Raw genomic sequence first — 22,843 nt, 5'->3', positions numbered from 1 at the left:
CTCCCCGGTGCGATCGACCAGTAGGGTCGAGGGGTGAGTAGTGAAGAGATCACGTTGGCCGCGGGTGACGCGGAGGTCGTGCTGGCGCCGGCGAACGGCGGCCGGGTGGCGGGGCTGCGGGTCGGTGGGGTCGAACTGCTGCGTCAGGGCGAGCGGTTCGGCTGCTTCCCGATGGTGCCGTGGTGCGGCCGCATCCGCGACGGACGCTTCCTCAGCGGCGGTTCCGTACAGCAGATGCCCCTGAACGCCCCGCCCAACGCCATCCACGGCACGACCCGCGAGGGAGCCTGGCGCGTCGCCCGCCACGACGCCACCGAGGCCGTCCTCACGTACGACCTGGTCGACCCCTGGCCCTACCCGGGCCGCGTCACCCAGGTGTTCACCCTCGCTCCGGACGCCCTCACCCTCACCATGTCCGTGGAGACGTACGACTCCTCCTTCCCGGCGCAGGTCGGCTGGCACCCCTGGTTCAACCGGACCCTCGGGGACGGCGGCGAGGACGTGCGGATCGACTTCCACCCCGCCTGGCAGGAGGAGCGCGGCGCGGACCACCTTCCCACCGGCAACCGCGTCGATCCCCGGCCCGGCCCCTGGGACGACTGCTTCGGCATGCCCGACGGCGTCGACGTCACCCTCACCTGGCCGGACCGGCTGGAACTGAAGGTGACCTCGCGGGAGGAGTGGGTCGTGGTCTACGACGAGCAGGCGGAGGCCGTGTGCGTCGAACCGCAGACCGGCCCGCCCAACGGCCTCAACACCCACCCCCGCCTGGTCACCCCCATCGACCCGCTGGAAGCGGCCACGACCTGGACCTGGCGTCGCCTGTAAGCGGACATAAGGGCCCCCTTAAGCTGACTGCCATGACTGACGTGGACGTACGTGGATCTCTGCTGCGGCAGATCAAGGACAAGGCCGTGGTGCACGGCAAGGTGACCCTGTCGTCGGGTCTGGAGGCGGACTACTACATCGACCTGCGTCGCGTCACTCTCGACGGCGAGGCCGCCCCGCTGGTCGGGCAGGTGCTCCTCGACCTGACCGCCGACCTCGACTTCGACGCGGTAGGCGGCCTCACCATGGGCGCCGACCCGGTCGCCGGCGCCATGCTGCACGCGGCCGCCGCCCGGGGCCGCAGGCTGGACGCGTTCGTCGTCCGCAAGGCGGCCAAGGCGCACGGTATGCAGCGCCGCGTGGAGGGGCCGGACATCAGCGGGCGTCGCGTCCTCGTCGTCGAGGACACCTCCACCACCGGAGGCTCCCCGCTCACCGCCGTCGAGGCCGTCCGCGAGGCCGGTGCCGAGGTCGTCGCCGTCGCCACGATCGTCGACCGCGCCACCGGCGCCGCCGAGAAGATCGAAGAGGGCGCCGGGGTGCCGTACCGGTTCGCGTTCTCGAAGGACGAACTGGGACTCGACTGAGGTCGGCACGCCGGGCGGAACACCAAGGTCATGGGTTACCGAACAGTTCCGGACACCCTGGCCGGAGCATCGGGTCCCGTCTGGAAGGATGGGGCCGACGATGACGTCGCAACCCTAGGTCAGGGACCGTAAGCACAACGCCACCCGCACATACAAGGAGCGGACCATGCCCATCGCAACCCCCGAGGTCTACAACGAGATGCTCGACCGGGCGAAGGCAGGCAAGTTCGCCTACCCGGCCATCAACGTGACCTCGACCCAGACGCTGCACGCCGCGCTGCGGGGCTTCGCGGAGGCGGAGAGCGACGGCATCGTCCAGATCTCGACCGGCGGAGCCGAGTTCCTGGGCGGTCAGTACAGCAAGGACATGGTGACGGGTTCCGTCGCCCTCGCCGAGTTCGCGCACATCGTGGCCGAGAAGTACCCCGTCACGGTCGCCCTCCACACCGACCACTGCCCGAAGGACAAGCTGGACGGCTACGTACGTCCGCTGCTGGCCGTGTCGGAGGAGCGGGTCAAGGCCGGTCGGAACCCGCTGTTCCAGTCGCACATGTGGGACGGCTCGGCCGAGACCCTCGCCGACAACCTCTCCATCGCCCAGGAACTCCTCGCCCGCGCCGCCGCCGCGAAGATCATCCTGGAGGTCGAGATCACCCCGACCGGTGGCGAGGAGGACGGCGTCTCCCACGAGATCAACGACTCCCTCTACACGACGGTCGACGACGCGATCCGCACCGCCGAGGCGCTCGGCCTGGGCGAGAAGGGCCGCTACCTGCTGGCCGCCTCCTTCGGCAACGTCCACGGCGTCTACAAGCCGGGCAACGTCGTCCTCCGCCCCGACCTCCTCAAGGAGCTGAACGAGGGCGTGGCCTCCCGCTTCGGCAAGGAGTCCCCGTTCGACTTCGTCTTCCACGGCGGCTCCGGCTCGACGGAGGAGGAGATCCGCACCGCCCTGGAGAACGGCGTCGTCAAGATGAACATCGACACCGACACCCAGTACGCCTTCACGCGTCCGGTCGCCGCGCACATGTTCCAGAACTACGACGGCGTCCTGAAGGTCGACGGCGAGGTCGGCAACAAGAAGACCTACGACCCCCGCACCTGGGGCAAGCTCGCGGAGGCCAGCATGGCCGCGCGTGTCGTCGAGGCGACGCAGAACCTGCGCTCGGCGGGCCAGAAGATCAAGTAGCCCCACCGCTCAGTCCCACCGCGTAGTCCCGCGTAGTCCCACCGCGTACGTCACTGTCGTACAGCGAGCCCGGTGCCGTGTTGGCGCCGGGCTCGCCGCGTGTGCGGGGGCGGCTGTATACCTGATCCATGCCCGACATCCGGCTCGCCTCGCCCCAGGGCAAGTGGGTCCTCTTCACCACGATTCTCGGCTCCAGCATGGCGCTGCTGGACTCCACGGTCGTCAACGTCGCCCTGCCCCGGATGGGGGAGGACCTGGACGCGGATCTCGCGGCCCTCCAGTGGACCGTCAACGCGTACATGCTCACCCTCGCCGGTCTGATCCTGCTGGGCGGCGCTCTCGGCGACCGCTTCGGCCGCCGCAAGGTGTTCGTCATCGGCGTCGTGTGGTTCGCCGCCGCCTCCCTGCTGTGCGGTCTCGCGCCGAACGTCGGCGTCCTGATCGCGGCCCGCGCGCTGCAGGGCGTGGGCGGGGCGCTGCTCACCCCGGGCTCGCTGGCCCTCATCCAGGCCTCGTTCCATCCCGACGACCGCGCGCGGGCCGTCGGCCTGTGGTCCGGCTTCGGCGGCATCGGCGCGGCCGTCGGCCCGTTCCTGGGCGGCTGGCTGGTGGACGGCCCCGGCTGGCGCTGGGTCTTCCTGCTGAACGTCCCCCTGGCGCTCCTCTGCGTGCCCGTGGCCACCCGCCACGTCCCCGAGTCGAGCGACGGCCGGGCCCACGAGGGCCGCTTCGACGTGCTGGGCGCGTTCCTCGGCGCGTCGTCGCTGGCGTTGGTGACGTACGCCCTGATCGAGGCGGCAGAGGGCTCGGTGGTGGTGACCGTCTCGGCCGTCGCCGGGGTCGCGGCGGGCGTGGCCTTCGTGTACGTCGAACACGCTCGCCCGGACCCGATGATGCCGCCGGAGATCTTCGCCTCCCGCCAGTTCACGACGGTCAACCTGGTCACCCTGTGCGTGTACGCGGCGTTCGGCGGCTTCTTCTTCCTCGCCGCGCTCCAGCTCCAGGTGGTGTCGGGGTACTCGGCACTGGGCGCGGGCACGGCCCTGCTCCCCATCACGGTCCTGATGCTCCTGCTCTCCTCCCGCGCGGGCGCGCTCGGCGAACGGATCGGCCCCCGCATCCCCCTCACCGTCGGTCCGCTGCTGTGCGCGGCGGGCATGCTGCTGGCCCTGCGGGTGGGGCCGGACGCGTCGTACGTCCTCGATGTCCTGCCCGCGCTGCTCGTGCTCGGCCTCGGCATGGTCACCCTGGTCGCGCCCCTGACCGCGACGGTCCTGGCCTCCGTGGACACCGAGCACGCGGGCCTGGCGAGCGGCATCAACAACGCGGCGGCCCGCGCGGCCGGTCTGGTCGCCGTGGCCGCGTTGCCGCTGATCGCGGGGATGGGCCCGGAGGCGTACCGGTCGGCGACCCAGTTCGACGAGGCGTTCGGCACGGCGATGATCGTCTGCGCCGCGACGCTGGTGGTGGGCGCGGTGCTGTCCTACACCACGATCCGCCGACCGGAACCGGACTGCCGCCACCCCGAGTGCCGGACGCACTGCGGGGTGGTGTCACCGCCGCTGGAGGCGGGTGAGGCGGGGGCGGGTGGCAGAGGGACGGGGGACCCGGGGGCGGGCGATCCGGAGGTGGGCGGTCTGGAGGGCGGCGGCCGGGAGAAGTGAGGAGAGCCCGGTCCGAGGGGGCGTCGACGGGCCGGTGTCCTGGGTGGGGAGGGTTGACGGCCGGTCCTGGGTGGGGTGGGCCGACGAGCGGGTCTCTTGGGTGGGGTGGGCCGACGAGCGGGTCTCTTGGGTGGGGCGGGCCGACGAGCCGGTCTCTTGGGCGGGACGGGCCGACGAGCGGGTCTTTTGGGTGGGGCGGGCCGACGAGCCGGTCTCTTGGGCGGGACGGGCCGACGAGCCGGTGTCCCGACCGGGGGACGAGGGGGCCGGCCCGTCCGCCGGGCCGACTCCGCGCCCGGTGAACCACCAACCGGGCCGTGCCACGACGCGCACCCTCATGAGCCAGACTGGAACCCATGACGATTCACGAGAACCTCCTCGGGGGCCCGCCCCCGACGCACCTCCCCGACGACCCGGAGCCCCGCGAACTCCTCGCGAACGGCACACCGCCGGCCGACGTCGCCGCGAAGTACCCCACCTCCTCCCTCGCCTGGGCCCGGCTCGCCGACGACGCGTACGAGCGGGGCAGCGTCGTGGAGTCGTACGCCTACGCCCGCACGGGCTACCACCGCGGCCTGGACGCCCTGCGCCGCAACGGCTGGAAGGGCCACGGGCCCGTCCCCTGGGAGCACGAGCCGAATCGCGGCTTCCTGCGCGCCCTGCACGCCCTCGCCCGCGCCGCGGGAGACATCGGCGAGCAGGAGGAGTACGAGCGCTGCTCCCAGTTCCTGAAGGACTCCTCCCCGACGGCGGCGCAGATGCTGAGCTGAGCGGACGTCGCTCGCTCACTGAGCCGACCGGAGGGTCGTTCGCGCAGGTCCGCCTGGTGTGACCAGGCGGACCTTGCGGTGCGGGGGTGGTATCGCCGACCATGCCGGTGGGGACCGGGGCCCCCGTGTCGGAATCGGCAGGGGCGGACCGCTACCCGGAGTACACAACAGGAGACAGCGATGTCCCAGCAGGCTCAGCCCCATGAGGCTTCGGAGCCCGAGACCCCGCATCTCGACTTCCAGGGCACGACCCCGTACGAGGACTACGTCCAGGCGGATGTCCTCACCCACCTCCAGCACCCCCTCTCCGACGACCCCGGCGAGATGGTCTTCCTGGTGACGACCCAGGTCATGGAGTTGTGGTTCACCGTCATCGTCCACGAGTGGGAGACCGCGACCACCGCGCTCCGGGGCGACGACGTGGCGAGGGCCAGGGACGCGCTGAAGCGCTCCGTACGCGAACTGGAGGCCCTGAACGCCTCCTGGCGCCCGCTCGCCCAGCTCACCCCCGCCCAGTTCAACTCCTACCGCGCCGCCCTCGGCGAGGGCTCCGGCTTCCAGTCGGCGATGTACCGCCGGATGGAGTTCCTGCTCGGCGAGAAGTCCGCCTCCATGCTCGTCCCGCACCGGGGTGCCCCCCGCGTCCACGCCGAGCTGGAGAAGGCGCTGCACGAGCCGAGCCTCTACGACGAGGTCCTGCGGCTGCTGGCCCGGCGCGGCCACGCGATCCCCGAGTCCGTCGTACGCCGTGACGTCTCCCAGCGCTACGAGCCGTCCCCCGAGGTCGAGGAGGTGTGGACCGCGTTGTACTCCGGCGACCCGGACCACGAACTCGCCCGCCTCGGCGAGGCGTTGACCGATGTCGCCGAGCTCGTCTGGCGCTGGCGCAACGACCACCTCGTCGCCACGCGCCGTGCGATGGGCTCCAAGGCGGGCACGGGCGGCTCCGCCGGTGTGGCCTGGCTGGAGAAGCGCGCCCGCAAGAACGTCTTCCCCGAGCTGTGGACGGCGCGCTCCCATGTCTGAACTCACCGCACTCAGTGCTGAACTGGCCTCCCGGGCAAGGGAGTTGGACGAGGCCGACGAACTGGCCTGCCTGCGCAGCCGTTTCGTCCTCGACGACGCGGTGTACCTCGACGGCAACTCGCTCGGCGCGCTGCCGGTGTCGGTCCCCGGCCGGCTCGCGGACGTCGTGTACCGCGAGTGGGGCGAGCTGCGCATCCGTTCCTGGGACGAGAGCGGCTGGTGGACCGCACCCGAACGCATAGGCGACCGCATCGCCCCGCTGGTGGGCGCGGCCCCCGGCCAGATCGTGGTCGGCGACTCCACGAGCGTCAACGTCTTCAAGGCGGTCGTGGCGGCGGTCCGGATGGCGGACGAGGAGGGCGAGGGCCGACGCGACGAGATCCTGGTCGACGCGACGACGTTCCCCACGGACGGCTACATGGCCGAGTCGGCGGCCCGTATGACCGGCCGCACCCTCCGCCCGGTGACCCCGGCGGAGGTCCCGGCCGCCCTGAGCGACCGTACGGCCGCCGTCCTCCTCAACCACGTCGACTACCGCACGGGCCGCCTGCACGACCTCCCCGGTCTGACGGCGGCGATCCACGAGGCCGGTGCCTACGCCGTCTGGGACCTCTGCCACAGCGCGGGCGCCCTCCCCGTCGGCCTCGACGAACACGGGGTCGACCTGGCGGTCGGCTGCACCTACAAGTACCTCAACGGCGGCCCCGGCTCCCCGGCCTACCTCTACGTCCGCCGAGACCTCCAGCCCCGCTTCGACTCACCCCTCCCCGGCTGGACCTCCCACACCGCCCCCTTCGCGATGCACCCGAAATACGAGCCCGCACCGGGCGCCGTGCGGGGCCGGGTCGGCACGCCCGACATCCTGTCGATGCTGGCCCTGGAGACGGCACTCGACGTCTGGTACGGCTGGAGCGGCGGGGGCGACGCGGGCCCGGCCCAGGAGGCCGGGGCGATGATCGAGTCGGTCCGCGCGAAGTCCCTCGCCCTGACGGACTTCTTCCTGCGCTGCGTAGCGGCGTACGTCCCCGAGGGCCGCGTCGAATCCCTCACGCCGACCGCCCACGCGGAACGCGGCAGCCAGGTCGCCCTCCGCTGCGACGACGCGGGCGACATCATGAAGCGCCTCATCTCCCAGGGCGTCATAGGCGACTTCCGTCACCCCGACGTCCTCCGCTTCGGCTTCACCCCGCTCTATGTCACCTTCGCCGACACCGAACGGGCGGCTCGGGTGCTGGCGCAGACGTTGGAGGGGGCGGGGTAGGCCGCGGGGGAGGGGCAGCCGCGGCCGCAGCGGCAGCGGCAGGGGCAGCCGCTGCGGCTGCGGGGGACCTCTCCGGTGGGCCGCCGCGCGGCCGGGGCGGCGTACCCCTTGGGCCGCGCGCTCCCGGCGGCCGTTCCTGTTGCGGGCGGTCGTGCCGCTGGGGCGATGGGGGAGGGTGGGCGCAGGCGGCACCCGGCAAGCGCCGGTGAGCGAAACCCGCCTCCGCCCAGCCCCAACCCCGGGCCACCCACCCGCACCCGTCCACCCTGCACCCCTCCCCCCTGCACCCACCCATCCCGCACCCGTCCACCAAGCCCCCTTCCCCCGGGGGCCGACCCCCACCCTGACCCCCCGTCACATCCCCGTGTCCGCCCACGTCACCGGCCTGATACCGTCCCCGCCAACGGCAGGCGCCCTTTCCCCGGCACCCGCCCACCCAAACCCTTCCAAATCCGTTTCACCCCCGAGAGGTTGGCGCATGCCGGACGACGACGCCGCAGCCCGCGATGCCGCCGAAGAGGCATCCGCCTTCTCGCACCCCCCGGTTACCCCCGACGCCGTCGCCACCTACGGCGACCACCCCGACCAGGTGATCGACTTCTACGCGCCCCGCACCGCCACCACCGAGTCCGGCGGCGCGGCCACAGCCACCGTCCCCCTCGTCGTGGTCCTGCACGGCGGCGCCTGGCGGGCCCCCTATGACCGCCGGCACATCACCCCCTTCGCGGACTTCCTCGCCCGCCACGGCTTCGCGGTGGCCAACGTCGAGTACAGGAGGGGCAGTTCACTCCCCGCCCAGACCGGCCCCACCGGCACCCCCGAGCCGGTCGCGGGCCGCTGGCCGGAGACGTTCGACGACATCGCCGCCGCCCTCGACGCCCTCCCGGACCTCGTGCGCGACGCCCTGCCCCAGGCCGACCCCCGCCGCACGGTCCTCACCGGCCACTCCGCGGGCGGCCACCTCGCCCTGTGGGCCGCCGGCCGCCACGTACTGCCGCCCGACACCCCGTGGCGCACCGACCGCCCCGCCCCCCTGCGCGGCGTGGTCGCCCTCGCCCCCATCGCCGACTTCACCGTGGCCGAGAAGCTCGACGTGTGCGGCGGCGCGACCACCCAACTCCTCGGTGGCCAGGACAAGTTCACCCACCGCCGCCCCTACGCCGACCCGGCCCTCCTCCTCCCGACGGGCATCGCCACCACCCTCGTACAGGGCCGCTCCGACATCGTCGTCCCCCAGGCCGTCGCCGAGGCGTACGCCGACGCCGCGGCCAGGGCGGGCGAGGTCGTGGGACTGACCCTGCTGGAGGACGTGGGCCACTTCCCCCTCATCGACCCGGCGGCGGACGCCTGCGCGGTGGTGGTGGAGGAGATCGCCCAGCTGGCCTGGTGAACGACGGCGCCGAGCCCCCTCCGGGGTTCCCGCCCCCGCACTCGTACCCGTAGTACCTGAGACGGATCCGGACAGACCCTCCTCACTGGTGACGACGGCGTACCCGCCCTCCGCCTACCGTTTTCCCCGTGACCGAGACGACCCAGACGCAGACGATGCCTCCGCGGGGCGGGGGCAGGCCGAGCAGCAGCCCGGAGTTCAGGGTGGCGATGGACGCCTGGCGCAGGCTGAGACAGGACCTGATAGACGACGCGTTCGCCTACCGACCGATGCCGCCCATGAAGATGGACGGCCCGTTCACCAGCAGCCTCTCCGGCCGCCTCCGTGACTACGTGGCCTGGACCCCGCACGCCGCGGTGGTGATGGCGGGCCTGCTCTCGGCGGCCATCGCCGCGTCCGCCACCGACGGCGACGGGATCGCCGCGATGATCGCGGCCGCCTTCGCCCTGCTCCCGGTCCTGCTGACCATGGTCAGGCCGGTGGCCGCCTTCTGGGCATCCATGATCGCCACCCCTCTGACCTCGGTCTTCAGCGACATGTGGGACGACTGGCCGTGGACAGCCGGCAGCTTCGCCGCCCACCTCGTGGTGATGACGGTGGTGGCCCTGCGCAGCCGGCCGCGCATAGCCGCCTGGATGTGGGGCCTGACCGCGGTGTACGGGATGTTCATGGAAAGCACCATCGGCGGCGGTCACTACGCGTCGAACACGGGCCCCCTGCTCGTCATCTCCGCGATGTCCCTGCTGGCCGTCTCCGCGCTGACCATCCGGCGCACGGCCCAGCGGGAGGTGACCGCCCAGCAGACGGTGACCGAGCACGAGCGCTCCCGGCGCACCCTCCTGGAGGAGCGCACCACGATCGCCCGCGAGCTGCACGACGTGGTGGCCCACCACATGTCGGTGGTCGCCATCCAGGCCGAGGCCGCGCCCTACCGCGTGGAGAACCCGCCGCCGGAGCTGGAGCAGGCCTTCGCCACGATCCGGGAGAACGCGGTGGCCGCGCTCACCGAGCTGCGCCGCGTTCTCGGGGTCGTCCGGGCCGAGGACTACGAGGCCCCGGACGCCCCCCAGCCCACCCTCGCCGACCTCGACGGCCTGCTCGCCAACGTGCGGGAGGCCGGACTCACGGTCGACAAGGCGGTCACCGGAGCCGTGCGTGAGCTTCCGCAGGGCGTGGAGCTGTCGGCGTACCGCATCGTGCAGGAGGCCCTCAGCAACACCCTGCGCCACGCACCGGGAGCGTCGGCCCGTGTGGAGATCGGCTATGTCCTGGGCGGCCTCGGGCTGCGCGTGGTCAACGGTCCGTCCCCGGAGGTGACCCTGGTGAAGTCCACCCACGGCACGGGGCACGGCCTCACCGGCATGCGGGAGCGCGTCACCATGCTGAACGGCGAGATGACGACGGGCGAGACGGAGGACGGCGGCTACGAGGTGACGGTGTTCCTGCCGGTGGCCGGCGCGAGCGAGGCCGACGCATGACGATCCGTGTGCTGATCGCCGACGACCAGATGATGGTCCGCGAGGGCTTCTCCGTGCTGCTCGGCGCGATGCCGGACATCGAGGTGGTCGGCGAGGCGGTCAACGGCCGGGACGCGGTCGCCCGGGTCCGGGAGCTGTCGCCGGACGTCGTCCTGATGGACATCCGGATGCCCGAGCTGAACGGCATCGAGGCCACCCGCGAGATCGTGGCCTCGGACGGCGGGGCGAAGGTCCTGGTGCTGACGACGTTCGACCTGGACGAGTACGTGTACCAGGCGCTGCGCGCGGGGGCCTCCGGCTTCCTCCTCAAGGACGCCTCGGCCCGCCAACTGGCCGACGGGGTGAGGGTGGTGGCCGCCGGTGAGGCCCTTCTCGCGCCGTCCGTCACCAAGCGGCTGATCACCGAGTTCTCCAAGCTGGCCCAGTCGCCCCGCCCCTCGGCGGCCACCCAGCTGGCGTACGGCGAACTCACCGACCGCGAGACCGAGGTCCTGGTCCTGATCGCCCAGGGGCTGTCGAACTCGGAGATGGCGGAGCGCCTGGTGGTCGCCGAGTCCACGATCAAGACCCATGTGAGCCGGGTCCTGGTCAAGCTGGGCCTGCGCGACCGCACGCAGGCGGCGGTGTTCGCCTACGAGGCACGGCTGGTCACGCCCGGCTGACGGGGCTCCGAGGGCGGCTTTGCCGAGGTCACGCGCCGGTTCCCCCTGTTCATCCGGCCCGCTCACGGGTTAGCGTCCGGTCATGGCACCTGCATCCGACCCCGCTTCCGACCTCGCCTTCGACCCGTGGGACCCCGACTTCGTGGCCGACCCGTACCCCGCGTACGCGGAGCTGCGGTCCCGGGGCCGGGTGCGGTACTTCGAGCCCACGAACCAGTGGCTCGTCCCGCACCACGCGGACGTCTCGGCGTTGCTGCGGGACCGGCGGCTCGGGCGGACGTACCAGCACAGGTTCACGCACGAGGACTTCGGCCGGACTGCCCCGCCGGCGGAGCACGAGCCGTTCCACACCCTGAACGACCACGGGATGCTCGACCTGGAACCCCCGGACCACACCCGGATCCGGCGGCTGGTCTCGAAGGCGTTCACCCCGCGCACGGTGGAGCAGCTGCAGCCGTATGTGCGGGAGCTGGCGGGTGAGCTGGTGGCCGGACTGGTGGAGGCGGGCGGGGGCGACCTGCTGACGGATGTCGCGGAGCCGCTGCCGGTGGCGGTGATCGCCGAGATGCTGGGCATCCCCGAGTCGGACCGGGCGCAGCTGCGGCCCTGGTCGGCGGACATCTGCGGGATGTACGAGCTGAGCCCGTCGGACGAGACTGCGAAGCGGGCGGTGCGCGCGTCGGTGGAGTTCTCGGAGTATCTGCGGGAGCTGATCGCGCACCGGAGGGCGGAGCCGGGCGAGGACCTGATCTCGGGTTTGATCGCCGCGTACGACGAGGGCGACCGCCTCACCGAGCAGGAGATGATCTCGACCTGTGTGCTGCTGCTGAACGCGGGCCACGAGGCGACGGTGAACGCCACAGTGAACGGCTGGTGGGCGCTGTTCCGCAACCCGGACCAGCTGGCGGCCCTGCGCGCGGACCACTCGCTGGTGCCGGCGGCGGTGGAGGAGCTGATGCGGTACGACACCCCGTTGCAGCTGTTCGAGCGCTGGGTGCTGGACGACATCGAGATCGACGGGACGACGGTCCCCCGGGGCGCGGAGATCGCGATGCTCTTCGGCTCCGCGAACCACGACCCGGCGGTGTTCGCCGACCCGGAGAAGCTGGACCTCACCCGGCGGGAGAACCCGCACATCTCGTTCAGCGCGGGTATCCACTACTGCATCGGCGCGCCGCTCGCCCGTATCGAACTGGCGGCCTCGATGACGGCGCTCCTGGAGAAGGCCCCGACCCTCGCCCTCGCCACCGAGCCGACCCGCAAGCCGAACTTCGTGATCCGGGGACTGGACGGGCTGGCCGTCGAGATCTGAGGACTACGCCCCACCGCCCGGCCCCGGCCCCGGTCCCGGCCCCGGTCCCGGCCCCGGTCCCGGCCCCGGTCCCGGCCCCGGTCCTGGTCCTGGTCCTGGTCCTGGTCCTAACGGTCCTGCTTCTGCACCCGGCTCCGACCCTGGCCGTGCGCCCGCCCCGGACGCTCGGCCTGCCGCTGCCCCCGTCCCTGCCCCCGTCTCTGCCCTCGTCTCTGCCCCCGACCTCCGTCGTCGGGCCACCAGGAGCGCGATCGCCAGGCAGACGGCGGCGGGGAGGGCGGCGCCGGCCAGGGCGACGAAGGGGAGTTCGGTGGCGAGGACGGTGTAGTCCATGTCCTCGCCCTCGAAGCCGCCCCGCAGATGCCGCTGAGTCCGGTCCGAGTTCCCCCAGGCGAGGGTCGCGGCCACCGCGCCCACCGCCGACAACGTGCACCCGCCGCACCCGGAAACACTCTGCCGATCCAACCCCGGCCCCCTCACCCGATCCAACCCCGGCCCCCTCGCACGACCCGGCCCCGGCTCCTGACCGCTCCGGTCGGTCCCTGCCCCGCCGGACGCGTCCCGCTCCACGACGGTTCTGTCCTCAGACGCTGATGTCCCGTCGCCGCAACCCCGCCAGACCCCCCGCGACCAGCACCACCGCGAGCCCGGTCAGTGTCAGTACCGGCGTCCAGTCCATCGTGCCGCCCGGCAGCTTCGGGAGGTGACCGAAGGGGGAGAGGTCGAGGAGGGCCTGGGGGGCGTTGAGGGCGGGGCCGATCCAGCCGATGAGGAGGACGGCGCCGGCGAGGCCCCAGGCCGTCGCCGCCGCCCGGGGGGTGAGCCCGTGGAGGAGGACGGCGGCGCCGCCGATGACCCACACCCCGGCGACCTGGACGAGGCAGGCGCCCAGGATCGGACCGGCCTCCTTGCCGTAGCCGAGGGTGAAGCCGAGACCGGCGAGGAGCATGATCCAGACGGTTCCGCCGAAGGCGACGACCAGATGCCCGGCGGCCCAGCGGAGCCGGCTCACCCGGTTCGCGAGGAGCGGTTCGGCGCGCCCGGAGGTCTCCTCGCCGTGCAGGCGGAGCACCGCGCCGACGATGTACAGCGCGGCGACCAGACCGAGCATGCCGATCATCGACGCGAGGAAGGCGTTGGTCAGGCCGGACTGCCCGCCCATGCGTTCGAAGATCTCGCGGGCGGCCTCGTTGTCGCCGACGAACTCGGCCGTGCCCTCGGTCAGCCCGCCGTAGACGACTCCGGCGAGGAAGAACCCGATGCTCCAGCCGAGGACACTGCCGCGCTGGAGCCGCCAGGCGAGCGCACCTGCCGTACCCAGCCGGCCGTTCGCCGGTCCCGGGCGGGTCGGCAGGAAGCTCATGCCGACGTCGCGGCGGCCGGCGAGCGCGTACGCCACCGTGCCCTGGATGGCTGCCGCCGCGATGAACAGCAGCAGCACCCACCACCGCTCCTCCGCGAACGAACGCTCGTTTTCGAGCCACCCCAGCGGCGACACCCAGGTCAAGAAAGACGAACCTTCGTTCTCGGAGGCGTCACCCGCCGCCCGCAGCACGAACGCCGCCCCCAGCACGCCCGCCGTCAGCCCCCGAGCCAGCCGCGCGCTCTCCGTCAGCTGCGCGACGACCGCCGCCATGGTTGCGAACACCATCCCGACGCCCGCGATCCCCAGCCCGAAGGCCAGTGCCCCCGCCGCGCCCTGCCCGGCCAGCCCGAGCGTGACGAGCAGCGCGAGCCCGCCGTTGGCGACGGCCGCCGCGAGCAGGGCGGCGGTCAGCGAGGCCCGGCGGCCGACCATGCCCGACGCGATCAGCTCCTGGCGCCCGCTCTCCTCCTCGTCGCGGGTGTGGCGGATGACCACGAGGAGGCTCATGACGGCGGCGAGGAGACCGGCGTAGACGCCGACGCGCCAGGCGGTCAGGGCGCCGAGGGAGTCGTCGAAGACCGGCCCCACCAGGGCGCGCAGCGAGGAGTTGGTGGTCAACTGCCGCATGAGGTCGGCGCGTTCGGCGGCGGTGCCGTACAGGGCCTGGAGGCTGTTCGGCATGGAGAGGACCATCAGCCCCGTCACCGCGACCCAGACCGGCACCATCACGCGGTCGCGGCGCAGGGCGAACCTCAACAGGGTTCCCGTCCCGGCCAGTTGACGGCTGCCGCCGGACCGTACGGAGAGCGGCTCGGTGAGGGCGGTGTCGGCGGTCGTGGTCATCGCGCGGCCACCTCCTCCGCCTGGTAGTGCCGCAGGAACAGCTCTTCCAGCGTCGGCGGCGTCGAGGTCAGGGACCGTACGCCGGACTCGGTCAGCGAGCGCAGGACGGCGTTGAGTTCGGCGGTGTCGACCTGGAGGCGGACGCGGTTGCCCTGGACGTCGAGGTCGTGGACGCCGGTGAGGTGGGCCAGGCCGCCCGGAGGGCCCGCCAGTTCGGCGGTGACGGTGGTCCGGGTCAGATGGCGCAGGTCGGCGAGGGAGCCGCTCTCGACGGTGACGCCCTTGCGGATGATGCTCACCCGGTCGCACAACTCCTCGACCTCGCTGAGGATGTGCGACGACAGCAGGACCGTGCGGCCCCGGTCGCGCTCCTCCCGTACGCAGCGCTGGAAGACCTCCTCCATCAGGGGGTCCAGGCCCGAGGTCGGCTCGTCCAGGATGAGCAGGTCGACGTCGGACGCGAAGGCGGCGACGAGGGCGACCTTCTGGCGGTTGCCCTTGGAGTACGTGCGCCCCTTCTTCGTGGGGTCGAGTTCGAACCGTTCGACGAGTTCGGCCCGGCGACGGGCGTCGAGCCCGCCCCGGAGCCGTCCGTAGAGGTCGATGACCTCGCCGCCGGACAGGTTGCGCCAGAGGGTCACGTCACCCGGCACGTACGCGATCCGGCGGTGCACCTCCACCGCGTCCGTCCACGGGTCGCGGCCCAGCACCCGCGCGGCGCCCGCGTCGGCGCGCAGCAGACCGAGCAGGACGCGGATGGCGGTGGACTTTCCGGCGCCGTTGGGGCCGAGGAAGCCGTGGACCTCGCCGGTCTCGACGCTCAGGTCGAGGCCGGCCAGAGCGTGGGTGCGCCCGAAGGACTTGTGCAGTCCGGTGACCTCTAGGGCGGGGTTGGCCTTCGTCATGCTTCAGAACGTACGCTTACTTCAGAAATTTGTGAAGTTAAGGAAACGTATGAATCGCCGGTAGGCTGGCTGAGGGTGTCGAAAGAGGGTGCCTGAGCAGTGCGCGCAGTGTCTGACCAGGGGAGATGATCCAGGGATGGTGGAGTCGAAGGCCGAGGTGGAGGTGCCGGAACGGGACCCGGAGTCGGTCTCCCGTTTCGTCGAACACTTCGCGGCGCAGCTCGTCGAGGCCGGGGTGCCGCGCATGCCGGCCCGGGTCTTCGCCGCGCTCCTGGCCTCCGACACCGGCGCGCTGACCTCGGTCGAACTGGGCGAACAGCTGCGGATCAGCCCCGCCGCCGTCTCCGGCGCGGTCCGCTATCTCGCCCAGGTGCACCTGGTCTCACGCGAACGCGAACCCGGTTCGCGCCGTGAGCGCTACCGCGTCCACAGCGACCAGTGGTACGAGGCCCTCACCAACCGCGAGGCCATCATCAAGCGGTGGGAGGAGGCGCTGCGCGAGGGCGTCGCCAGCCTGGGCGCCGACAGCCCGGCGGGCCGCCGACTCTCCGAGACCCTCGCCTTCTTCGAGTTCATCGAGACCGAGATCGAGGCGATGATGGGCCGCTGGCGCACCCACCGCGACGAACTGTTCGGCCGGGACTGACCGGCGGCCCGTTCATCGCCGACGACAGGGCCTGGGTGCGTCCCTGGCGGCAGCCTCCCCGGCACCCTCGTCCCCAACCTCGCCGACGGCGTAGCTCCGGCTCCGGCGCGCCGGAGCCACACCGGAGCCACGCCCAGCCGGGCTCAGTCCGAGCTGTTCCGCCGCGCCGCTCCCGCCGCCTTCCTGGCCGCGCGGTGACGTTTGGCCAGCCGCATCGAGTGCAGGCACGAGACACCGTCCCTCCGGCACGCGTCCACGCAGGCCACGGCATGGTCCAGCCAGTCGCTGAACGTGGCCAGGACGGGGTCGGTGGGCGGGGCGGAGCCCCCTGCCGGTTTCGTCGTTTCGTCGGTCATGCCGTACGTCCCTCCCCCAGGTACGCCGTGACATACGCCCGCACGAGGCCTCCCTCGTCTTCTTCACCCACGTGTGGACCACCCATGAATACGGCGCGCACGGGCAACGCTCTCATCGGCCGCCTCTCCCAGCAGGGCTCGCGTGGCGGAAACGGCAACCACCGGCCGTACGTGGCCCGATAGCGCTCCGCCCGGGCAGCCCAACGCCGCCACCGCCCGCGGTACGGGCTCAGCGCCGCCGCGCTCACCGCGCCCGCCCCGGGATCACGAAGTACGCCCACACGCACTTGGTGAACGGCCGCGCTTCGTGCCCCCACCGTTCGGAGAGCGTGTCGACCAGCACGAGTCCGCGCCCGCCGTCCCGTTCGGCGTCCCCGTCCCGCAGTGTCGGCACCTTCTGCTTGTCCGGATCCGACACCTCGACCAGTACGCCGCAGCCCCGGACCGACACCACCACCTCGACCTCGGCGCGGGGCACCCGGCAGTGCCGGACCGCGTTCGTTACGAGTTCCGTGGCCACGGTGGCGACGTCATGGGCGAGTTCACCGTCGAGCGCCCAGTCCTTGAGGATCCGCCGCACGTGGGCGCGGGCTTCGGGGACGTGTCTTCCGCGCTTGGGGATACGGAAGGAGTCGCGACGTGGGGTGAGAGCGGGCATGGCTAATAGACCCCCTGACGTGCAGTCAAGTAGCGCCGAGTAGTGGTGCGCTCACTCTGAGGTTAGAGTGCGAGCCTGCTTTTCAGCAACAAGATGAAGAGCATGTATGCGAAGGAGTGGATTGCTGGGAGCCGTCATCGCCCTAGAGTGGTGGCTCGGAAACCTCGCCGGAGAGGGGAAGCAATGCCCGCAGGGGGACGGCCGACCGTACGCAGTAGGCGACTTGGCGCCGCGCTCAAGAGGTATAGGTAGGCCGCCAAGCTGGATCAGCCGCAGGCGGCGGACGTACTCGGGGTGCATCAGACTCGGATCAGCCGCATAGAGAGCGGGCATGTGACCGCACGCATCGTCGAGATCCGCGTGCTGCTGAACGCGTACGGCGTCGACGACCCCGAAGTCCTCGCCAAACTGGAGGACTTGGCGAAGAGGTCCAAGCACCGCGGGTGGTGGCTCGAACATGCGGAGCACCTGCGGCCGAATTACCTCGACTACATCTCTCTGGAGGGCGACGCGACGCACATTCGGGTCTGGGCGCAGGTGCTGATGCCGGGCCTGCTGCAAACGCCCGCCTATGCCGAGTCCGTCATCACCTCTGGGCCCAGCTATGTCCCTCCGGAACGCGTGGCCCAGTTGGTCAAGGTGCGGGAAGCGCGGCAGGAGAAGATCGACGAAGGGGAGACGGCGTACACGGCCATCATCTGGGAGCCCGTGATCATTCATCCTCTGGTGCGTGCCGAGAGCCACCGTGAGCAGCTCGAACGCATCTTGGAAGTCGGGCAGCGGAAGAATGTGACCATTCAGGTCCTCCCGGTGAGTGCGGGGACACTCGCCGGTGAGATCTCCGCGTTCGCCTCCTTCAGCTTCGACGCCGAACCGGTCGTCGAGGCCGTGACGTTGGACAACCTGCGGGGAACCTCGATCCTTGAGGCGCCCGAGGATCTCGCCGCTTACACCCTTGCCTTCGACCAACTACGATCGGCCGCGCTGGCACCGGACGCGAGCGCGCAGCTCATTCGGCGTGCACTACAAAGAAGCAAGGACGATGCATCGTGACCCCTGAGTTCATAGGCCCCTTCCGGAAGTCTTCGTACTCCACGTCACAAGGCGAATGCGTCGAGGTCGCCCCCATCTCCACCGGCGGCCGAGCCATCCGCGACAGCAAGAACCCCCACGGCCCCCTCCTGCACATCTCACCCGCCGGATGGCGCGCTTTTCTCGGCGCCGTCGCCGGGACGGTCGTGCCGCGCTGACTAACATGGAAAGGTAATCCCGTAGGGATGCCCCCGTGCCGGAACCCCGGCTCGATTACGGCGAGCCGGGGTTTCCGATACCTGGGTATTCCGGGGTGTGTGCTTGCCTTCTCGGTTATCACCAGTGGCCGTTTCCGACGACGCGGAAGCTGCCGATGAGGAGCTGTCCCTCCCGGTCCCCTTCGACCGCGCTGCTGGAACTGTGCGGTCCGACCGTGGCGACGGGAGCCCCGTTGTCGCAGGTGATCCCGTTGAAGAATTCGACGGTCCTGTCGCTGTCGTTCCGGATGTTGAAGCTGCTGGCGCCCTCCTGACCGCGGCCCTGGTTCTGGCCCTGGCCCTGGTTCTGGTTCTGGTTCTGGCCCTGCCCGTGGCGCACGTTGACCACGGCGATGCAGGACCCCGGCTCGGCGCCGTACACGCGCTCGTTGACCTGAATCTGACCCTCGTCCCGGCGGTGCTCGCCACGACCCGCGCCGCGGCCCTCGTTGCCCTTCCGGGGGCCGTTGAAGTTGTCCGACGCACCCGCGTCGGCCGGGGCGTTGGCGGCGTTCGAGCCGGCGCTGGTGCCCGTGCCGTTGCCGCCGCGGGGGGCCGGGGCGGCGTCGGTGATGGCCGAGGCGGACTTGGGGGCCGACTCCAGGGCGGAGCTGGCGTAGGTGACACCGGTGGCGGCCGCGACTGCCACGCCGACGGAGGCGGCGATCACTGTGATCTTACGAGTGCGCAATGCACTTCCCCTTCTCTTCGTTCTCGTCGACAGGACCTGCCGACGAGAACGAACGTAATGACGGCCATTTCCGCTGTCATGTCGAGGAGGGCTGAGGTGGGGTCGGAAAAGAGGCCGAATGGGCGCATGGATTGTCGCTCCGGAGGGTGACGGTCGGCGTGCCTGACACCTCATCAAAATATGGCAATGAGCTGGTATTTCGAATCGCGGTCGGCTCTACACCGGCGCGTGCTGACGTGTCGTCACCCTGTTGGAGGCTGCGGGTATGCCTCGCTCGCTGTTCTCGCGCTGATCGCACGTCAGGTCGCGTCCGCGGCGCGCACCTGACACTCGCTCAAAATTCTTTTCCGATAAGCGACCGAGGCGGCGTGTCGCGCGCTCGTACCGCCTCCCAGCGCATAAAGTGGTCCGCCTTCCGGTGAGGCTCCCGGCACCAGCACCACCGCCCCAGTCGGCGCGCCGGGCGATCACGGGGCCTGACTGAGGCGGCGCTCAAGGGGTGTGCGGTAGTGCGGGGTGGTGCACAGGTCACAGGCCCCGGATCGGCCTCATGGCGTCGAGCAGCAGCCGGAGTTGGGTGGCGTCGTGGCGGTTGCCGGGGCGGGCCCGGGCGGCGGCCCGGACCCGCGTGGTGCCGGTGATCAGGATTTCGCTGCGGACCCGTTGTCGGACGGCTCATCGGCCTTGCCGCCCTGGTTCAGCATGCCACCGAGGGCGCTGAGGTTGCTGCCGCCACCGGTCACGAGGGGTGCCGCCTTGCCGGCAGCGTCGACGGCGATCTGGGCCATCTTCTGCAGGTGTTCGGTGGCGGTCTTCATGGCGGCCTGGGCACGTTCGCCGGCGTCCTTGTCGTTGCCGGCAGCGGATTCGATGCCCTTGGTGAGCACCTGGCTCATGTTGCTGAGGCCGCTCATGTCGCGGAACAGGTTCGCGGTGGCGATGGCCTGCGCCGCTTGTAGGGCGGTCGGGTCGGGCATCGCCGCGAGCGGCGTGAACTTCGCCTGGGAAGCACCCATACCGGCCGCCGTGACGTCGAGGTTCTGCGCCCGCGACGCGGTGGAGACCGGTGCGATGTCGGCCGGCGTGATCTGGATGGGCGAGTCCTTCCAGTTCCAGAATCGGGTGAGGTCGATCTTCTCCGCCGAGTTGGCCCGGCCCAGTACGGCCTCGGCGAAGACACCCTTGGTGGCGATGGCGATCGTGTTGGTCACGGGTGCCCCGAAGGTGGCATCGCCCGGCTGCCGGGCCTTGGTCCACGCCTCTCGTTCCTGCTCACTGCCGAAGTTCCACCGGAAGCCGAGATAGTTGCCGGTGGCAGCGACCGGCTTCGGATCCAGCAGCGTGCCGAGCAGGACAGGCGCAGCGTTCGAGCCCGGCGGGGTGTACGAGTAGTTGGCGAGGATGCGGCTGAGCGTCAGCTCGTCGGCGTTGGCCCACACGGCCTGGCTGTAGTGGCGGCGGTTGTCGTTCAGGTGGTCCAGGACCGCCTGCGGCACGTTCCCGCCTCGTACGTGGAAACCGAGCGACGCGACATAGGTGCGGGTGCCTGACTTCACCGTCGAACCGAACAGCCCGCAGATGGCCGCGCCACCGGCATCCTCGGTCAGGTCGGGTGCGACGGTGGTGGTCTCGGCGATCCCGAAGTTGGCCACGCCCGAGGTCATCGTCAGGCGCAGCCCGGCGAGGCTGCCGCGGGCGGCCGTACCGGACCAGGCGTCGACGGAGATCAGCTTGTCGGCGCCGCCGAAGGCGTAGGACGCGCGCTGCAGAACGCCGGAGCCGCCGGTGTCGCCGCAGCGGAAGGTGTGGCCCGGGAAGACCACCTGGAGGCTGCGTATCCCGAACTCGTCGTACCAGACGTCGATCTTGGACGCGTAGGGAGAGTCGGTCTTCGGCGGGACGTCGAAGGAGATCGGCGCCTCGCGTGCGGCGGTGAGCAGCCGGAGAACGTACCCGGTGCTCGTCAGCGCCCAGTACTCCCCGCCGACGGACGAGACGACATCCACTATCCCGGGGACCCCGGAAAAGTACTTGGGGGCAGTCCAGGCTGTCGCACCAGGCTCCACCACGAGGGCCTTGCCGTCGGTCGTGATGCCCCAGAGCACGCCGTCCGGGCCGGCGGACAGGCGCTGCACGTTCGGCGCCGGAGTCCGCTCCACCCAGTTGGCGCCGCTGCGCTCCCACGTCTGTCCCTGTCGGCAGTACCACACCTTGTTCTTGCCGACGACGGCGACATCGTCAGCCGTGATGCTCAGGTTCTGCGATACGCCGTTCGGGTCGCGATGGTAGAGCGAGCTGTCCGTGCCGATGAGGACGAGCGTGCCGTCCGAGCCGCATGCGAGGCTCAGTCCCGCCCAGCCCTGCGGGTCGTTTCGCCAGGTCGCCCCGTCGAACTGCACGAGCCGCCTGTCGCTCCTGAGCGCCCACACGGTGTTCTTGCCCGGCGCGATGCGGATCAGTTCGCTGTTCAGTCCGGTGGTCGGCATCGGGTTCCACTGCCGGGCCACCGGATCGAACCTCACCGGACTGCCGTCGGACTTGCGCACCCCGTACACGCCCATGGCCGAAGCGGCGATGTCGGCCAGATCCACCCCGTCGAACACCTGGGGGACCGACGGCGTCTCCGGTGCCAGGCACGCGTCGAGCTTACGCACAGCGGTGTCAAACGGGTTGGCGGCCCGTATCTTCGCCGCCCAGTCGGCCGGCGCCACCGATGCGAGCACCTCCTTGTACCGCTGCAGGCTGGTGTAGTTGAAGGTGAGCTCCTGCAGCGGAATGAACAGGCAGCGCTCCAGCTTGGTCGGCTTGGTCGTCACGTTGTAGACCTGGACGACCTCGTAGTACTGCACCGACATCGCGTGCATGTGGTTGTAGTTGGTGACGACGCGGGTGACGACCTGGTCCTTCTCCGACTGCGTCGTCTCACGCACGACCGTCATGTTCCGGCTGCGGGCCGCGGTCGCCAGCTGCTGGGTCCGCGCGCTGATACGCTGCGCCGCCTCCTCCGCGACCGACTTCACGCCGGTGGAGCGCGACACCGCTGTAGTGAAGCCGGTGTTCGACGACTCACCCCAGTTGCCGCCGGCCCCCATACCGAAGAACGCGACGCCGATGCTGCCGCCGGAGCTGGACGACTTGCTTGCCTGGGATGCCTGGGACGTGCCGAACTGCTCCTCGCGGGCGATCGCGTTCGCGACCTCGCTGATCGACCGGTTCTGGTCGGTGGTGCCCAGCAGCGTTTCGTTCTCGGAAGCCGTCTCGGTGCCGGTGGCCTTGGTGCTGCGCTGCCAGTCGACGACCGCGACCTTGGTGCTTTCGCCCGGTGCGAGTGCGAGGCTGTGCAGCAGTCGGCCGAGCGTGACGCCCTGGGCCGACCAGCTCTGTTCCGTCGTGACGATCATGCCCTCGGCCGGCCGGTCGTAGAACGGCAGGTTCTCCTCGCCGAGGTCGATGGCACCGGTCAGCTTGCGGGCGGGTTTTGCTCCGGGGATGTCGGTGAGCACCACCGAGCGGTACCGGACGATCTCCACCGGGTAGTTGCCGGTGGTCGGAAGCAGGTCCTTCGGCGTCGGTCCGTCGAGCATCGCCTTGTCCACTTCGAACTTCGGCGAGGTACTCGGCGGCGTCGTCTTGCTCGCCGGGGTGGTGCCAGACGTTCCGGTGCTCGGACTACTCATCACGATGCCCGTCTGCGAGGACGATGGGGAAAGGCCGGCATGACCGCCGCGACGTGGAGTGCCTGTTCCGAGGACGAATCACGCCTTCCAGGTCGCTCGAAAACTACACAGCCCGATTACGGAAAAAACACACTTTGCCAAACTTGGCCGGAACCAGGTGCCCAACGGAAATCCCTCCCTCAACGCCGTTTCCAGGCACCCCCCACTACCGGACGCCTGCCGAAACGCCTTGCCGTCCGGAGCGA

At 70.9% G+C, this 22,843-nt stretch carries 20 protein-coding genes; 14 read left to right on the top strand and 6 right to left on the bottom strand.

Annotated features, from left to right (window positions below; all coding sequences use genetic code 11):
- The first annotated feature begins 33 nt into the window (after positions 1–33).
- From K1J60_RS19715 to K1J60_RS19665, 11 genes are all read left to right on the top strand, one after another.
- On the top strand, positions 34–828 hold the full coding sequence (locus K1J60_RS19715) for an aldose epimerase family protein (RefSeq protein WP_220647354.1): 795 nt from the start codon (positions 34–36) through the stop codon (positions 826–828).
- Positions 829–860: 32 nt separating this feature from the next.
- Positions 861–1,415 carry an orotate phosphoribosyltransferase gene (pyrE, locus tag K1J60_RS19710; RefSeq protein WP_220647353.1) on the top strand — a complete coding sequence of 185 codons (555 nt, stop codon included), beginning with the start codon at positions 861–863 and terminating at the stop codon, positions 1,413–1,415.
- Between the two features lie 166 nt (positions 1,416–1,581).
- Positions 1,582–2,604: a class II fructose-bisphosphate aldolase gene (fbaA, locus tag K1J60_RS19705; protein WP_220647352.1), complete on the top strand. Its 1,023-nt coding sequence runs from the start codon at positions 1,582–1,584 to the stop codon at positions 2,602–2,604.
- A gap of 128 nt (positions 2,605–2,732) precedes the next feature.
- On the top strand, positions 2,733–4,268 hold the full coding sequence (locus K1J60_RS19700) for an MFS transporter (protein ID WP_220647351.1): 1,536 nt from the start codon (positions 2,733–2,735) through the stop codon (positions 4,266–4,268).
- Positions 4,269–4,624: 356 nt separating this feature from the next.
- A complete protein-coding gene (locus K1J60_RS19695) occupies positions 4,625–5,038 on the top strand; it encodes a DUF3151 domain-containing protein (RefSeq protein ID WP_220647350.1) in 414 nt (137 codons plus the stop codon).
- 180 nt (positions 5,039–5,218) lie between these two features.
- A complete protein-coding gene (locus tag K1J60_RS19690) occupies positions 5,219–6,064 on the top strand; it encodes a tryptophan 2,3-dioxygenase family protein (protein WP_220647349.1) in 846 nt (281 codons plus the stop codon).
- A complete protein-coding gene (locus K1J60_RS19685) occupies positions 6,057–7,325 on the top strand; it encodes a kynureninase (RefSeq protein ID WP_220647348.1) in 1,269 nt (422 codons plus the stop codon). The genes K1J60_RS19690 and K1J60_RS19685 overlap by 8 nt, the downstream gene beginning before the upstream one ends.
- A 478-nt stretch (positions 7,326–7,803) precedes the next feature.
- The gene (locus tag K1J60_RS19680; protein ID WP_220647347.1) at positions 7,804–8,715 is read left to right on the top strand and encodes an alpha/beta hydrolase; all 912 of its coding nucleotides are present in this window, start codon (positions 7,804–7,806) and stop codon (positions 8,713–8,715) included.
- Positions 8,716–8,843: 128 nt separating this feature from the next.
- Positions 8,844–10,193 (top strand): sensor histidine kinase, encoded by a 1,350-nt coding sequence (locus tag K1J60_RS19675; RefSeq protein ID WP_220647346.1) that lies wholly within the window; start codon positions 8,844–8,846, stop codon positions 10,191–10,193.
- A complete protein-coding gene (locus tag K1J60_RS19670; protein ID WP_220647345.1) occupies positions 10,190–10,855 on the top strand; it encodes a response regulator in 666 nt (221 codons plus the stop codon). The genes K1J60_RS19675 and K1J60_RS19670 overlap by 4 nt, the downstream gene beginning before the upstream one ends.
- Before the next feature lie 82 nt (positions 10,856–10,937).
- On the top strand, positions 10,938–12,167 hold the full coding sequence (locus K1J60_RS19665) for a cytochrome P450 (protein WP_220647344.1): 1,230 nt from the start codon (positions 10,938–10,940) through the stop codon (positions 12,165–12,167).
- Positions 12,168–12,750: 583 nt separating this feature from the next.
- Here the strand turns inward: K1J60_RS19665 and K1J60_RS19660 are convergent.
- Entirely contained in the window at positions 12,751–14,376 is a 1,626-nt protein-coding gene (locus K1J60_RS19660) for an ABC transporter permease (RefSeq protein ID WP_220647343.1), read from the bottom strand.
- A complete protein-coding gene (locus K1J60_RS19655) occupies positions 14,373–15,281 on the bottom strand; it encodes an ABC transporter ATP-binding protein (protein WP_220647342.1) in 909 nt (302 codons plus the stop codon). The genes K1J60_RS19660 and K1J60_RS19655 overlap by 4 nt, the downstream gene beginning before the upstream one ends.
- A 136-nt stretch (positions 15,282–15,417) precedes the next feature.
- On the opposite strand from K1J60_RS19655, the gene K1J60_RS19650 reads away from it, so the two are divergent.
- Positions 15,418–15,927: a GbsR/MarR family transcriptional regulator gene (locus K1J60_RS19650; RefSeq protein WP_220647341.1), complete on the top strand. Its 510-nt coding sequence runs from the start codon at positions 15,418–15,420 to the stop codon at positions 15,925–15,927.
- A 143-nt stretch (positions 15,928–16,070) separates the two neighbouring features.
- Here the strand turns inward: K1J60_RS19650 and K1J60_RS19645 are convergent, their stop codons facing one another.
- Together K1J60_RS19645 and K1J60_RS19640 are read right to left on the bottom strand one after the other, a co-directional pair.
- On the bottom strand, positions 16,071–16,283 hold the full coding sequence (locus K1J60_RS19645; RefSeq protein ID WP_220647340.1) for a hypothetical protein: 213 nt from the start codon (positions 16,281–16,283) through the stop codon (positions 16,071–16,073).
- Positions 16,284–16,527: 244 nt separating this feature from the next.
- Complete coding sequence (locus K1J60_RS19640) at positions 16,528–16,941, bottom strand: ATP-binding protein (protein WP_220647339.1); 414 nt, start codon at positions 16,939–16,941, stop codon at positions 16,528–16,530.
- A gap of 261 nt (positions 16,942–17,202) precedes the next feature.
- On the opposite strand from K1J60_RS19640, the gene K1J60_RS19635 reads away from it, so the two are divergent.
- Positions 17,203–17,994, top strand: coding sequence for a helix-turn-helix domain-containing protein (locus K1J60_RS19635; protein ID WP_259408291.1), 792 nt, complete (start codon positions 17,203–17,205; stop codon positions 17,992–17,994).
- Positions 17,991–18,191: a DUF397 domain-containing protein gene (locus tag K1J60_RS19630; protein ID WP_220647338.1), complete on the top strand. Its 201-nt coding sequence runs from the start codon at positions 17,991–17,993 to the stop codon at positions 18,189–18,191. The genes K1J60_RS19635 and K1J60_RS19630 overlap by 4 nt, the downstream gene beginning before the upstream one ends.
- Before the next feature lie 118 nt (positions 18,192–18,309).
- Here the strand turns inward: K1J60_RS19630 and K1J60_RS19625 are convergent, their stop codons facing one another.
- Positions 18,310–18,921: a hypothetical protein gene (locus K1J60_RS19625; protein ID WP_259407800.1), complete on the bottom strand. Its 612-nt coding sequence runs from the start codon at positions 18,919–18,921 to the stop codon at positions 18,310–18,312.
- 641 nt (positions 18,922–19,562) lie between these two features.
- A complete protein-coding gene (locus K1J60_RS45925; RefSeq protein ID WP_259407799.1) occupies positions 19,563–22,598 on the bottom strand; it encodes a hypothetical protein in 3,036 nt (1,011 codons plus the stop codon).
- Between the last annotated feature and the right edge of the window lie 245 nt (positions 22,599–22,843).

It is taken from the genome of Streptomyces akebiae (assembly GCF_019599145.1).
GTDB classification, from domain to species: Bacteria; Actinomycetota; Actinomycetes; order Streptomycetales; family Streptomycetaceae; genus Streptomyces; species Streptomyces akebiae.
The sequence above is the reverse complement of the archived record's forward strand: the minus strand, read 5'-3'. Positions and strand labels throughout refer to the sequence as shown.